This window comes from Sphingopyxis italica (assembly GCF_011926545.1).
Classification (GTDB): Bacteria; Pseudomonadota; Alphaproteobacteria; order Sphingomonadales; family Sphingomonadaceae; genus Sphingopyxis; species Sphingopyxis italica.
Map to the genome: position 1 here is coordinate 53,845 of NZ_JAATIT010000007.1, position 13,364 is coordinate 67,208.

Genomic DNA, 13,364 nt, shown 5'->3' on the forward strand with positions numbered 1-13,364 from the left:
GATGCGCGCGGCTCTTCGCGCGCTTCTGGCTCTCTGGCTGCTGGTCGCCGGCGCTACGCTCGCGCGCGCCGAGACGATCGTCTTCACCGACGTCAACGTCGTGCCGATGGACCGCGAACGCGTGATTCCGCGCACGACGGTGATCGTCGCCGACGGGGTGATTGCGAGCATCGGGGCCAAGGCGAAACTGCCCGCGGGGACGCAGGTGGTGGACGGCAAGGGCGCGTGGCTGGTGCCGGGGCTCGCCGACATGCACAATCATGTGACGACGCGCGATGACCTGACGTTGCTGCTCGCGAACGGTGTCACCACGATGCTCAACATGGGCGAGGCGACCAACGCCTTCAACGGACGGACGCGGATCGCGGTGAACAAGGGCGAGGTGCCGGGGCCGCAGATTTTCACGGCCTTTGTCGTCGATGGCGACCCGCAATATGGTCATTTCGTCGTGCGGACCGCCGACGAGGGGCGCGCGATCGTGCGGCTGGCAAAGGCGAACGGCTACAGCTTCATGAAGGTTTACACGAACCTGTCGGCCGAGGCTTTCGCGGGGCTCGCCGACGAGGCGAAGCTTCAAGGGATCGGCGTCGTCGGGCATAATGCGAAGGCGGTCGGGCTCGCGCGGCAGCTCGCGGCGGGGCAGGCGATGGTCGCGCATGTCGAGGAATTCTTCTACGGCTTCTTTCCCGAGCCGCCCGCGGACGATCCGAACGCGCCGCCCGACGACGCGCGGATCGCCGATGCGATCGCGCTGGTGAAGGCGCATGGCGCCTTCGTCACGTCGGACCTGTTCAACTATCGCACCATCGCGGCGCAGTTCGGCAAGCCCGAGGTGGTGAAAGCCTATCTCGCGGCGCCCGAGGCGCGCTATCTGTCGCCGGGGGACCGGATCGGCTGGGCGCGGTCGGGCTATCAGAAAAAGGCGGTCGACCTCTCGCGCCGCGTCGCGTTCGAAGCGCGCTTCGTGAAGGCGATGGCCGACGCCGGCGTGCCGCTGATCACCGGCGGTGACGCGCCGTCGATCCCCGGGCAGGTGCCGGGCTTTGCCCTGCACGAGGAAATCGACGCGATGCTGGCGGCCGGGCTGACCCCGTGGCAGGCGCTGTCGGCGGCGACGCGGACGCCGGGCGAATTCATCGCGAAGACGGTGCCGGGCGCGGTGAAGTTCGGCGTCGTGGCGCCGGGCTATCGCGCCGACCTGCTGCTCGTTGCCGATAATCCGCTGGAAAAGCCTGCGACCTTGCGCACGCCGCTCGGCGTGATGACGGGCGAGCGTTGGTACGACGCGGCGGCGCTGAAAGCGATGCTCGCCGACGTCGCGGCGCGGCGCGTCGTTCCCTAATCGGCGGCCTGCCAGACGCTGCGGCCTTGCTTGATCGTTTCGCGGACCTTGATGTCCTTGATGGCGCCCACCGGCATCGTCAGCGGGTTCTTGTCGAGGATGACGAAATCGGCGAGCAGGCCGGCCTTGATGCGGCCCTTGCGATCTTCCTCGAAGATTTGCCAGGCGGGGCCGGTGGTGAGCGCCTGGAGCGCGGCATAGGCGTCGATCCGCTCGTCGGGGCCGCTGACGACGCCGGTCGGCGAGACGCGCGCCATCGCGGTCCAGAGCATGAACATCGGGTCGATCGGGGTGACCGGAAAGTCGCTGTGGTTCGATATGATCAAGCCCGCCGCCCTTGCCGATTTCATCGGGCTGATGAAATCGACGACGGTCTTGGGGAAATTCCTGCGGTGGGTGTCGCCCCAATACCATGTGTGGTTGGTGAAATAGGCGGGGCCGACGCCGATGCGCTTGTAGGCGGCGAGCTGGTCGGGGCGCTGGAACTGCGAATGGATGATGATCGGGCGGCGGTCGGCGGCGGCGGTGATCCCCATCGCGTCATAGGTCTTGATCGCCATGTCGATGGCGGCGTCGCCATTGGCGTGGGCGAAAATCTGCCAGCCGCGGTCGTTCACCTTGGCCGCGGCGGCGCGGAAGGCGTCGGGGGCGATATTGGGGTGGCCGTGCCACGGATTCTCTCCCGTCGGGCTGCCCAGCGCATAGTCGCGGGTGAAATAGCCTGTGCGCGCCTGCACCGATCCGTCGAGGATGAATTTGATCCCCTGCAGCTTGGCGTGGCCCCGATAGACCCCGAATTCGAGATCGGGGTCGGCGAGCAGTTTGTCGAGCCCGGTGTAGAGCGGGAGCAACGCGAGATCGATCTTCAACCGTTCGCGCGCCGCCGCGCCGGTGAAGAAGGCGATGTCGCCGAACAGCGTCGCGCCGTCCTGCGCATGGGTGTAGCCGTGGGCGAAATAGCGTTGCTGCGCGGCGTCGAGCGTCGCCAGCCGCTGGTCCAGCGTCGGCTTGGGCATCGCGCCGTGGATGATGAAGGCGGCGGTTTCGAGCAGCACGCCGTTGAGGCGCCCTTCGGCGTCGCGCAGGAACGTGCCACCCGGCGGCGGCGTGCTGGCATCGGTCAAATGCGCAGCGGCGAGGGTGGCGCTGTTGGCGACCAGCGAATGCAGCGAGCTGTGCAGCACGACGATGTTGCGGTCGGCGGACACGGCGTCGAGTTCGGCCCGGGTGATGTGGCGCTTTTCGGCAAGCTTCTGGTCGTCATATTGCCACACGACGACCCAGCCGCCCGCGGGGATCGCGCGTGCGTCGATGAAGGTGCGGATCGCGGCCTGCAGCGAGGCGATGTCGGTGACGGGCGGCAGCGACGGATCGTTGAGGTCGAGCCCGCTCGCCATCTGCATCATCGCCGAAAAATGCGAATGGGCATCGAGGAATCCCGGCAGCATCGTGGCGCCGTGAAGGTCGTGGATGGTGGCGTCCTTGCCGGCCGTGGCGCGCGCTCCGGCCTCGTTCCCGGCGAAGGTGATGCGGTCGCCCCTGGTGACGACGGCCTCCACGGTTTTGGGCGTGTCGCCGTCCATCGTGACGATCGGGCCGCCGCGGTAGAGGGTGGTCTCCTGCGCGATGGCGGGCGTGGTCGTTGCCAGAAGCAGAGCGATGGCGGCGGTGATTTTCATATTTTCTCCCCTGCGGCCATCGTGGCGGCCGGGGAGGGGGTGGGTCAAGTCCACATTTGCAACTTATCGTCCTTGCGAGCGCAGCGAAGCAATCCAGAGCGGTTTACGCATACTCTGGATTGCTTCGCTCGCGCGACGCGCGAGTTTATCCTGAGCGGCTGCAAGGCAGTCGAAGGGCTCGCAATGACGGAGAGAGGTCAAACCTGCTGCGGCGGCACCTCGTCGGGCCCGCGGCCCGGCTGGTCGATATCGCCGCCGCCGGGGCGGCCGGGGATTTCCGTCGGCTGGCCGGCGGGGTCTTCGAGCGGGGTCGGCTGCACCGGCTTTTCGGGGGGCGATTGCGGTTCGATCGTGTCCGGCTTCGGCTTGGGAAGCGGGTCGGGGCTGCTGGCCATTGTCATTCTCCTTGAATTGAACAACGAACGGGCACGACGCATGTTCCGGTGGCGGGCGTCGAGCATGTTCCGCCTGCGGAACAGCGGGCTTTGCGCCCTTGCCCTCGGCGACGCGTCTGCTATAGCCCCGCGCGGCCCGCACGGGCGTGCGCGGCAGCGCGCGATTTCGTGCACCCGGCCGAAAACACCTGCGGGCGTGGCGGAATTGGTAGACGCGCTGGTTTTAGGTACCAGTATCGCAAGATGTGGGGGTTCGAGTCCCTTCGCCCGCACCATTTTCGCAATGCAGGCCGGGATCATGGGGAACTCAGCCATATTGGCGGGGTTCGATACGAGATTTTGAGCAAGGATAAGACCAAGGCAATGAAGACCGTCGAAACGCTGAACGAAGGCCTGAAGCGCGAATATCGCGTCACGATCACCGCCAAGGATATCGACGCGCGCGTCGACGACGAGGTGAAGAGCATCGCCCCGACCGTCCGCATGCCCGGTTTCCGTCCCGGCAAGGTGCCGCCGAATCTGATCCGCAAGATGCACGGCCCCGCGCTGTCGGCCGACGCGCTCAACAAGGCGATCGACGCCGGCGTGCGCGACCTGATGACGAAGGAAAAGCTTCGCCCCGCGCTGCAGCCCGCGGTGACGCTGGCCGACGGTTATGAAACCGGCAAGGACGCCGAAGTCACCGTCGCGCTGGAAGTGCTGCCCGAAATCGCGACGCCGTCGATCGACGGACTGAAGCTCGAGCGCCTGACCGTTCCCGCCGACGATAAGGCGGTGATGGCCAAGATCGAGGAATTCGCCGCGCAGATGAAGCGGTTCGAGGATGCGCCGAAGACCAAGAAGGCCGCGACCGGCGACCAGGTCATCATCGACTTCGCCGGCAGCGTCGACGGCGTCGCCTTCGACGGCGGCACGGGCGAGGACATGGCGGTCGAAATCGGTTCGGGCCAGCTGATCCCCGGCTTCGAAGACCAGCTCGTCGGGGTCAAGACCGGCGACGAAAAGGTGCTGAAGGTCAGCTTCCCCGACGAATATCCGGTCGAGAATCTGAAGGGCAAGCCCGCCGAATTCGCGATCACGGTGAAGGAAGTGAAGGTTCCGGCCGCGTCGAAGATCGACGACGAGTTCGCCAAGACGCTCGGCCTTGAAAGCCTCGACAAGCTGAAAGAGCTGATGAAGGATCAGGTCGAACAGGAACTGAACGGCCTGACGCGCACCTATATGAAGCGCAAGCTGCTCGACCAGCTCGCCGCGAGCCACGATTTCGAAGTGCCGCCGACGATGGTCGAGGCCGAGTTCAACCAGATCTGGCAGCAGCTCGAGCATGAAGCGAGCCACGAGGAAGATCCCGAAGCGGCGAAGGCCGAGCTCGAGAGCGACCGCGACGAATATCGCAGCATCGCGGTGCGCCGCGTGCGCCTCGGCCTGCTTCTGTCGGAAATCGGCCAGGCGCATGGCGTGCAGGTCAGCAGCCAGGAAATGCAGCGCCTGATCATGCAGGCGGCGCAGCAATATCGCCCCGAAGAGCGTCAGCGTTTCGTCGAATATGTCCAGCAGGACGCGCTCGCCGCCGCGCAGCTCCGCGCTCCGCTCTATGAGGACAAGGTCGTCGACTTCCTGTTCGACAAGGCCGAGATCAGCGAGCGCGAAGTGACGCGCGAAGAGATCGAGGCCGCGATCGAAGCCGACGACGACGGCCACGTCCATGGCCCGGGCTGCGGTCACGACCATGACCATGACCATGACCATGACGCGAAGCCCGCCAAGAAGGCGGCGGCGAAGAAGCCCGCCGCCAAGAAGGACGCGGTGAAGGAAGAGGCCAAGGAAGCAAAGGCCGAGGCTCCTGCCAAGAAGGCACCGGCCAAGAAGGCCGAAGCCGCCCCCGCCAAGAAGGCCGAGGAAAAGCCCGCCGCGGCGAAAAAGGCTGCTCCGGCGAAGGCCGCTGCGGCCGAAAAGGCCGAGCCGGCCAAAAAGGCTCCGGCCAAAAAGGCTGCGGCGAAGAAATAAGCTTCGGCTGACGATCGACAAAAAGGCCGGGTGGAGGATGCTCCACCCGGCCTTTTTGGTTTAGAACGACGTGCCTTTAATCTGACCCGTTCCGTTCGTGTCGAGCGAAGTCGAGACACCCATCGGTCTTGCGCTACATCGATGGGTGTCTCGACTTCGCTCGACACGAACGGGAAGAGATGTGATGCCGATTTTAAGCTCCCGCTCTAAATCGTCGCCCCCGCGAAGGCGGGGCCGCTACCGGTGTAGAGAGCAAGGTTGCTGGCGGCCCCCGCCTTTGCGCGGGCGACGATGAATCCTCAAATCACATCCATATTATAGCAATGCCAGCTGAAGATCGCCGCGGCGCCGCGGTGCGGGCGCCAGGCTTCGGCCAGTTCGCGCGCCAGCTTTTCGCTCGGGCGCGCGCCCAATTGCAGGATGCGGCCGACGGCTTCCTGCACCGCGAGGTCGCCCGCGGGCCAGATGTCGGGACGGCCTTCGGCGAAGAGCAGGTAGATTTCGGCCGACCATCGGCCGATTCCCTTGACCCGCGTGAGCAAGGCGATCGCTTCCTCATCGTCGGCGGGGAGCGCGTCGAAGGTCAGATCGCCGTCGAGGATGAGCTGCGCGAGGCTTTTGGCATAGCCCTGTTTCTGCCCCGACAGGCCGCAGCCGCGCAGCGTGTCGAACTCGGCGGCCGCCATCACTTCGGCGGGGCAGCCCTCGCCGAATTGCGCCTCGAGCTTGTTCCAGATCGAGTTCGCGGCGGCGACGCTGACCTGCTGGCCGACGATGGTGCGGAGCAGCGTCGTATAGCCGGGCGCGCGGATGCGCGGTTCGGGGTAGCCGGCATTGCCGAGTGCGCGCGCGAAATTGGCGTCGCGCTTCGCGAGCGCGTCGATTCCCGCGTTCAGCTGCTGCTGGCTGAGGCCCATCGCATATTCTCCTTTTGTTCCCAAAGTTGCTGATAGCAACGCTTGATTTGGCGCGCAACGCGCGACATAGCGCCTGCGACAAGAAACCTATGGGGACTAGCATGGCCAAGCTGATTGTCGTGACGCGCGACGGGACCGAACATGAGATCGAAGGCGACACCAGCCTGACCGTGATGGAGAATATCCGCGACGCCGGGTTCGACGAACTGCTCGCGCTGTGCGGCGGCTGCTGCTCGTGCGCGACGTGCCATGTCCATGTCGAGGCGGGGGCGAAAGATGCGATGCCCGCGATGAGCGAGGACGAGAACGACCTGCTCGATTCGACCACCGACCGCGACGATAATTCGCGCCTGTCGTGCCAGATCCCGTTCAGCGAGGCGCTCGACGGGCTGAAGGTGCGGATCGCGGCGGAGGATTGAGGCTTATTGCCCCGCCGTCGCGACCGCGTAGAGCGCGATCGCTGCGGCGTTCGAAATGTTGAGGCTTTCCATCCGCGGCGAGATCGGCAGTTTGGCGAGCACGTCGCAATGCTCCATGACATTATGCCGCATGCCGTCGCCTTCGGAGCCAAGCACCAGCGCCACCTTGCTGCCGTCGAGGGTCGATCCCAGCGTCGTTTCGGTGTCGCCCATCAGCCCGATGCGCCAATATTGCGCCTCGGCGATTTCCTCGAGCGCGCGCGACAGGTTGACGACGCGTACCCACGGCACGGTTTCGAGCGCGCCCGACGCCGAACGCGCGATGACGCCGCTTTCGGGCGGGCTGTGGCGGTCCTGCGTGATGATCGCCGCGGCGTCGAATGCCGCCGCCGAGCGCAGCACCGCACCGATATTATGCGGGTCGGTGACCTGATCGAGGATGACGAGCGGGCGCTTGCTGTCGGCGTCGACCTCTTCCTGCAACAGATCGCTCAGATGGATGCTGTCGAGCGGGTCGACCTCGATCACCAGCCCCTGATGCGGCGCATCGCGCGCTACGAGTCGCGCAAGGTCGGTGACCTCGGCGTAGCTGATCGGAATCACCGGCGGCAGGTCGAGCTGGCCTAAGGCTTCGCGGGTGCCCCAGACGCGCTTGACGGTGCGGTCGGGGTTGGCGAGCGCGGCGAGAACGGCGTGTCGGCCCCAGAAACGGATGGCCTGGCCGCGCGTGTTTTGACCGGTGGGGCGGCGGTGACGGGAAAATTGTCTCATGCGCGCGCCTTTCCCATGACTGCCATTGACAGGCAAGCCTCGTTTCGCCATTGGACCGCTTCCCAAAGCGGGCCCCAATGGACAGGTGGCCGAGTGGTTAAAGGCAGCAGACTGTAAATCTGCCCGGGTTTCCGTACGCTGGTTCGAATCCAGCCCTGTCCACCACCCACACGACAGCGTTATCGAACCAGCGAGTCGGAGTTGGCCGGTATCGGCAAAGCGATACCGGCGGGTTCGAATCCAGCCCTGCCGCCATTTTCCCAAGCGATCGAGAAGGTGATAACGGGCTCTGCTTCAGGGTTCCAGCACGCCCAGCAGCGCGACGAGAGCGAGGATGCCGGCGGCCGCGCCTGCTTCGAGCGCGAGGCGATGCCGGATCGCGCGCTCCGGGGTCTCGCCGCCCGTCGTGACAAGCGCCGGGGCCAGCCGCCAGCGGTTCAGGGCCGCCAGCGCGAGCATCGCACCGAAAAGCGCGAGCTTGGCGATGAGCAGATAACCGTAGGAAGAGGGCAGCATCCGTCCGGCCTGCGCGATGCCGACGATCATCTGCAGATTGATCAATCCGGTCGCCGCGATGACGATGACGCAGCCCGTGCCCACGCGTGCGAACCGGTCGAGACTGGCTGCGGCAAGCGCGAGCCTGACCGGTCGTGCGTCGTCCGCTGCGGGGCGTAGCAGGATCAGGAAGGCGGCGATCGCGCCGATCCAGATAGCGGCGGCGATCATGTGGAGCGCGTCGGCGAAGCGATGGGTCGCTCCGGCCCAGCCTTCGCCGGCCGCGGCATGGCCGGACCAGGCGAGGCTGGCGAGCGCGACCGTGCCAGCGGCGGAGAGGAGAGCGAAGGCGGCGGCCGACGGACGGCGATCGAGTCGCAGGGCGGCGGCGAGCGCGATGGCGAGCGCGGCCATCCGCACGAGCCATGCCTTGCCGACATCGGTTTCGGTGGCGATTGTGAGCAGCATGCCCGGATCGACTTCGCTGAGCGATATCCCCATCATGCTCGCGGCAAGGACGAGCATGCCCGCGAGCGACGCGAGGAAGCCCGCGCCGCAAAGCCACGGCTGCGGCGTTGTCAGTCCGCCGACGATGCGTGCATCTTCGCGGTCGCGGCGGCGGAGCGCATAAAGCGGGAACGCCGCCAGCCCCATGACCAGCATCGGGCCGGCGAAGAGCAGGAACCGGATGCCGATCATCAGGGGGTCGGTCATGGACTATCTGACCGTGAAGCTGAATTCGCTGCCCATCCGGTGCGTATCGGCGCCCGCGGCCGACCATTTGACCTTGTAGGTTCCGGGAACGAGCGCGCGCTTCGGGGTGAGCGTCATCGACTTGCCGTCCTTGCCCATCGCCGACGCGATGGCGACCTTCATCGGCGGATGCTCGGCCATGCCCGGCATCCCGGTCATCACCAGTTCGGCCCTTACGGTCGGAGCGATCAGCTTTTCGCTGAATTTCAAATGGACCGAAGTCAATTTGGCGACCCTGGCATTCGCGGCGGGGGTCGATGCCACAAGCTTCGCATGGGCCAGCGCGGCGGTCGGCGAAAGCGCGAGCGCGGCGGCGGCCAGCGCGGCGAGCGGGGAGAGGGCGGCTTTGATCATAAAATGCTCCAACAGGATGGTCGTGCTGCTATTACGCAGGACGAGGCGGCAGCCCTTGCGCAAATCGGGCGTGGCGCGTCGGCGGAGGATGAGGGGTAGCGCAAATGCGCGCGTATGATAGCTGAGAGGACCGGTGAGGCGATGGACGAAGAGTTTCGGAAACTGAACAGGGCGGCTTTGCCACCGGCGCTCGAAACGCTCGACGATCGCGTCCTTGCCGCGCTCGCCGTCCGGAAGGCCGAAGCGGCGGCGACGCGCCGGCTGATGGCGGTCGCCGCGCTCTTCTCGCTCGGCGGCGGCATGGTGGCGGGCAGCCTCTTCGTACCGAGCGCGGTTGCCGCCAGCCCGCTGACGCCGCTGATCCCGGCAAGCCCGCTCGCACCCTCGACCCTGTTGGAAGTCCGCTGATGGCCACCGCGCGCCGGATGGCGATCATCGGCTTCATCGCGTTCGTGGCCGCGCTCGCAGGCGTTTTCGTCGGCCGCCTGCTGGTCGACGCCCCCAGGCAGAGCGAGACCGAGCTGCATGCGCTGCTGCACCGCGAACTGACGCTGTCGGACGAGCAGGAAGCGCGGTTGCAGGCGATCGAGGCGCAATTTTCGGGGCGGCGCGACGCGCTCGAGGTCGAGATGCGGGCGGCCAACATCCGCCTGGCGCAGGCGATCGAGACCGAGCATGGCTATGGCCCGCGCGTGACCGAGGCGATCGACGAGACGCACGAGGTGATGGGCGAATTGCAGAAGGAGACGCTGCGCCATCTTTTCGCGATGCGCAGCGTCCTCGACGCCAGGCAGGCCGCGATGTTCGACAAGGTCGTGGTCAAGGCGCTGACCGCCGACGCGAGGTGACGAGCGACCTGTCGCACTATAGCGACCGCGATCTCGCGGCGCTCGCGCTTCGCGGCCGGCAGGACGCGTATCGCGAGTTTCTGACGCGTTACAAGGTCCCCGTTTTTCGCCTGATCCGCAGCAATGTCGGCGACGAGGGCGATGCGATGGATCTGACGCAGGAAAGCTTCGTCGCCGGCTTCGCCGCGCTGGGGCGTTATGATGGCGAGCGGCCGTTTCGCGTCTGGATTTCGCGCATCGCGCTCAACAAATGCCGCGACTGGGCGCGCCGCCGGGCGGTGCGGTCCTTTTTCACGCGCGCGCTCCCGCTGGAAAGCGCTTATGATGTCGCCGGCGACAGCCCCGCGATCGACGTGGAAGCGGCCGACCGCGCCGAATTGCGGCGGGTGCGCAAGGCCATCCTCGACCTGCCGGGCAATCTTCGCGAAATCATCGTGCTGCGCGGGATCGAGGAGCTGAGCCAGGCGGAAACCGCGGAGATGCTGGGGGTGAGCGAGAAGAGTGTCGAGACGCGCCTCTATCGCGCGCGCGCCAAGCTGCGCGCGATGCTGGGCGAATGAGGGGTGCGCGGTGCGCGCGCGTATGGTTTGCAGGTTACACGAGGAAGAAGCGGGACTTATGCGGATCGATCGGCGGCATTTTATCGGCGCGGCGGCAGGGGGCGGTGCGGCGGCCGCACTTTCCGCATGGTTTCCGGCCTGGGCGCAGCCGGTCTCGGCCGGGCTGAAGGCGCAGTTGCCGACCGTGTCGGGCGAGGACATCACGCTGCGGATCGCGCGGCAGACGATGCGCGTCGACGGCAAGATCAGCCGGGCGATCGGGATCAACGGCACGATCCCCGGACCGCTCATCCGCCTGAAAGAGGGGCAGACGGCGCGGCTGCGGGTCGTCAACGATCTCGACGAGGACAGCTCGATCCATTGGCACGGGCTGATCCTGCCCTTTCACATGGACGGTGTTCCCGGCGTCAGCTTTCCGGGGATCAAGCCGCGTTCGACCTTCGTTTACGAATTCCCGGTCGTCCAGTCGGGAACCTATTGGTATCACAGCCATTCGGGGCTGCAGGAACAGCTCGGCCATTATGGGCCGATCGTCATCGATCCAGCGGGCGCCGATCCGATCGGCCATGACCGCGAACATGTGATCGTGCTGTCGGATCACAGCCAGCTCGCACCCGAAGAAATCTTTCGCAAGCTCAAGGTCAATCCCGGTCATTTCAACATGCAGCGGCAGACGCTGTCGGGGCTGCTCGCGGGCGAGGATCAGCCGCTGAACGAGCGCATCGAATGGGGCGCGATGCGGATGGACCCGACCGACATCGCCGACGTCAACGGCTCGACCTACCAATTCCTCGTCAATGGCCATGGGCCGCGCGACAACTGGACCGCGCTGTTCGCGCCCGGCGAGCGTGTCCGGCTGCGCATCATCAACGCGTCGGCGATGTCGATTTTCAACGTCCGCATCCCGGGGCTTCGTTTGACCGTGGTGCAGGCCGACGGCCTCAATGTCGTTCCGACCGAGATCGACGAATTCCAGATCGGCGTTGCCGAAACCTATGACGTCGTCGTCACGCCCACCGAAGACCGGGCCTATACGATCGTCGCCGAGGTCAACGACCGGTCGGGCATGGCGCGCGCGACGCTCGCGCCGCGCGCGGGTATGGTCGCGCCGGTTCCGGCGCTGCGCGCGCGCCCGCTCGCGACGATGAAGGATATGGGCATGGGCGACATGTCGGGCGGCGACGCGACCTGCGCGCCCGAACATGCGGCTATGGGGCACTGCACCCCCGCCGATGCCGCGCCCGCGACCGATCATGCCGCGATGGGACATGGCGCGGGCGGCATGCGGCACAGCATGCGCGACTTCAGCGTCGCGCCGCAGGTGAAGCGCGACCCGAGTGTCCAGACGATCTCGCCGATGCCCGTCGACCGCATGGGCGAACCGGGGCAGGGACTGGAGGATGTGGGGCACCAGGTGCTCACTTATCACGACCTCGTCGCGCTCGACCGCAATCCCGACGTGCGTGCGCCGGGGCGCTCGCTCGACATCCATCTGACGGGCAATATGGAACGCTTCATGTGGTCGTTCGACGGCGTGAAGATGTCCGATCACCACGAACCCATCCCCTTCATCGAGGGCGAGCGGGTGCGGGTGAATTTGATCAACGATTCGATGATGAGCCACCCGATCCACCTGCACGGCCATTTCTTCGAACTGGTGACGGGCAAGGGCGACCGGGCGCCGCGCAAGCATACGGTGATCGTCCAGCCCGGCGGGATCGCGACCTTCGACTTCACCGCCGATGCGCTCGGCGACTGGGCGTTCCATTGCCACCTTCTCTATCATATGCACGCGGGCATGATGCGCGTCGTGAGCGTGCGTCCGCGGGGGGATGCGGCATGATGCGCACCGCCTTCCTGCTCGCCGGCCTTTCGGCCATCGCTTTCGCCATGCCCGCCGCGGCGCAGTCGGGACATGCCGGGCATGGGGAAACGCCGCCCGCGCCCGTGGCCGTGCCTGAAGAGCCGGCGCCAGCCAGTCCCGCCTGCTCGCCCGAGCATGCAGCGATGGGCCATTGCAGACCCGCTGACGAAGCCCCCGCGACGGATGCGGGGATGGTGGGGACCGATTTGCCCGCCGGCGACGCGCCCGCGCCGCCGCCGCCCGATGATTGGTATGCCGACCGCATCTTTCCGAAAGGCGAGATGGAGCATGCGCGCCATGCGATGATGGTCGAAAACGGCGCGCAGCGGGTCGGCTTCGTCAGCCTGAACCTTGCGGAATATCAGGCGCGAGAGGGGCGTGACGGCTTTCGCTGGGAAGGCGAGGCCTGGTACGGCGGCGACATCAACCGGCTGACCCTGAAAAGCGAAGGCGAAACGGCGTTCGGCGAAGGCATCGAAAGCGGCGAGGCGCAGGCGCTTTACAGCCGTGCGATCGGGCCCTATTTCAACGCGCAGGCGGGCGTACGGCAGGATTTTGGCCACGGACCCGACCGCACTTATGCGACGGTCGGCTTCGAGGGCCTGGCGCCCTATTGGTTCGAGGTCGAGGGGGCGCTGTTCCTGTCGAACAAGGGCGATCTGCTCGCCCGGCTGGAAGGGAGCTATGACCAGCGTATCACGCAAAGGCTGATCCTGCAGCCGATGGCCGAGGTCAATTTCTCAGGTCGGGACGTGCCCGAAAGCGGCATCGGGTCGGGTCTGTCCGACGTCGAGCTTGGGCTTCGCCTCCGCTACGAGATCGTCCGCGAATTCGCACCCTATGTCGGGGTCGAGTGGACGCGGAAATTCGGCGATACCGCACGCTTCGCGCGCGCCGCCGGCGAGGACAGGAGCGGCGCCAGCTTCGTGATGGGCGTTAAAGCCTGGTTCTAGGGCGCTA

Annotated in this window: 14 protein-coding genes and 2 tRNA genes; 10 read left to right on the forward strand and 6 right to left on the reverse strand. The window is 66.3% G+C overall.

Annotated features, from left to right (window positions below; translation table 11 throughout):
- Position 1: 1 nt before the first annotated feature.
- Positions 2-1,342 carry an amidohydrolase family protein gene (locus tag GGR90_RS18570; protein WP_167922903.1) on the forward strand — a complete coding sequence of 447 codons (1,341 nt, stop codon included), beginning with the start codon at positions 2-4 and terminating at the stop codon, positions 1,340-1,342.
- On the opposite strand, the gene GGR90_RS18575 is transcribed toward GGR90_RS18570, so the two are convergent.
- Positions 1,339-3,021 carry an amidohydrolase gene (locus GGR90_RS18575; protein ID WP_167922904.1) on the reverse strand — a complete coding sequence of 561 codons (1,683 nt, stop codon included), beginning with the start codon at positions 3,019-3,021 and terminating at the stop codon, positions 1,339-1,341. The genes GGR90_RS18570 and GGR90_RS18575 overlap by 4 nt on opposite strands.
- A gap of 197 nt (positions 3,022-3,218) precedes the next feature.
- Positions 3,219-3,416, reverse strand: coding sequence for a hypothetical protein (locus GGR90_RS18580; protein ID WP_167922905.1), 198 nt, complete (start codon positions 3,414-3,416; stop codon positions 3,219-3,221).
- A 190-nt stretch (positions 3,417-3,606) separates the two neighbouring features.
- Here GGR90_RS18580 and GGR90_RS18585 point away from each other — a divergent pair.
- Positions 3,607-3,691, forward strand: a tRNA-Leu gene (locus GGR90_RS18585).
- A gap of 88 nt (positions 3,692-3,779) precedes the next feature.
- Positions 3,780-5,423 carry a trigger factor gene (tig, locus tag GGR90_RS18590; RefSeq protein ID WP_167922906.1) on the forward strand — a complete coding sequence of 548 codons (1,644 nt, stop codon included), beginning with the start codon at positions 3,780-3,782 and terminating at the stop codon, positions 5,421-5,423.
- A 299-nt stretch (positions 5,424-5,722) separates the two neighbouring features.
- Here tig and GGR90_RS18595 read toward each other — a convergent pair whose 3' ends face one another.
- Positions 5,723-6,340, reverse strand: coding sequence for a DNA-3-methyladenine glycosylase family protein (locus GGR90_RS18595; protein WP_167922907.1), 618 nt, complete (start codon positions 6,338-6,340; stop codon positions 5,723-5,725).
- Positions 6,341-6,441: 101 nt separating this feature from the next.
- Between GGR90_RS18595 and GGR90_RS18600 the strand changes: the two genes are divergently transcribed.
- Positions 6,442-6,759 carry a 2Fe-2S iron-sulfur cluster-binding protein gene (locus tag GGR90_RS18600; protein WP_167922908.1) on the forward strand — a complete coding sequence of 106 codons (318 nt, stop codon included), beginning with the start codon at positions 6,442-6,444 and terminating at the stop codon, positions 6,757-6,759.
- A 3-nt stretch (positions 6,760-6,762) separates the two neighbouring features.
- On the opposite strand, the gene rlmB is transcribed toward GGR90_RS18600, so the two are convergent.
- A complete protein-coding gene (rlmB, locus tag GGR90_RS18605) occupies positions 6,763-7,530 on the reverse strand; it encodes a 23S rRNA (guanosine(2251)-2'-O)-methyltransferase RlmB (protein WP_167922909.1) in 768 nt (255 codons plus the stop codon).
- Between the two features lie 79 nt (positions 7,531-7,609).
- Between rlmB and GGR90_RS18610 the strand changes: the two genes are divergently transcribed.
- Positions 7,610-7,695, forward strand: a tRNA-Tyr gene (locus GGR90_RS18610).
- Positions 7,696-7,824: 129 nt separating this feature from the next.
- On the opposite strand, the gene copD is transcribed toward GGR90_RS18610, so the two are convergent.
- Together copD and copC are read right to left on the reverse strand one after the other, a co-directional pair.
- Complete coding sequence (gene copD, locus GGR90_RS18615) at positions 7,825-8,739, reverse strand: copper homeostasis membrane protein CopD (protein ID WP_167922910.1); 915 nt, start codon at positions 8,737-8,739, stop codon at positions 7,825-7,827.
- A 3-nt stretch (positions 8,740-8,742) separates the two neighbouring features.
- Positions 8,743-9,132, reverse strand: coding sequence for a copper homeostasis periplasmic binding protein CopC (gene copC, locus GGR90_RS18620; protein WP_167922911.1), 390 nt, complete (start codon positions 9,130-9,132; stop codon positions 8,743-8,745).
- 141 nt (positions 9,133-9,273) lie between these two features.
- Here copC and GGR90_RS18625 point away from each other — a divergent pair, with 141 nt between their 5' ends.
- The 5 genes from GGR90_RS18625 to GGR90_RS18645 are packed head-to-tail and all read left to right on the forward strand — an operon-like array spanning position 9,274 to position 13,357.
- On the forward strand, positions 9,274-9,540 hold the full coding sequence (locus GGR90_RS18625) for a hypothetical protein (RefSeq protein ID WP_167922912.1): 267 nt from the start codon (positions 9,274-9,276) through the stop codon (positions 9,538-9,540).
- On the forward strand, positions 9,540-9,980 hold the full coding sequence (locus tag GGR90_RS18630) for a periplasmic heavy metal sensor (RefSeq protein WP_167922913.1): 441 nt from the start codon (positions 9,540-9,542) through the stop codon (positions 9,978-9,980). Before GGR90_RS18625 ends, GGR90_RS18630 begins: the two co-directional genes overlap by 1 nt.
- Positions 9,977-10,540 carry a sigma-70 family RNA polymerase sigma factor gene (locus GGR90_RS18635; protein ID WP_167922914.1) on the forward strand — a complete coding sequence of 188 codons (564 nt, stop codon included), beginning with the start codon at positions 9,977-9,979 and terminating at the stop codon, positions 10,538-10,540. The genes GGR90_RS18630 and GGR90_RS18635 overlap by 4 nt, the downstream gene beginning before the upstream one ends.
- A 58-nt stretch (positions 10,541-10,598) precedes the next feature.
- Positions 10,599-12,383, forward strand: a complete 1,785-nt coding sequence (locus tag GGR90_RS18640; RefSeq protein WP_167922915.1) for a copper resistance system multicopper oxidase — start codon at positions 10,599-10,601, stop codon at positions 12,381-12,383.
- Complete coding sequence (locus GGR90_RS18645; RefSeq protein ID WP_167922916.1) at positions 12,380-13,357, forward strand: copper resistance protein B; 978 nt, start codon at positions 12,380-12,382, stop codon at positions 13,355-13,357. The genes GGR90_RS18640 and GGR90_RS18645 overlap by 4 nt, the downstream gene beginning before the upstream one ends.
- The last annotated feature ends 7 nt before the right edge of the window (positions 13,358-13,364 follow it).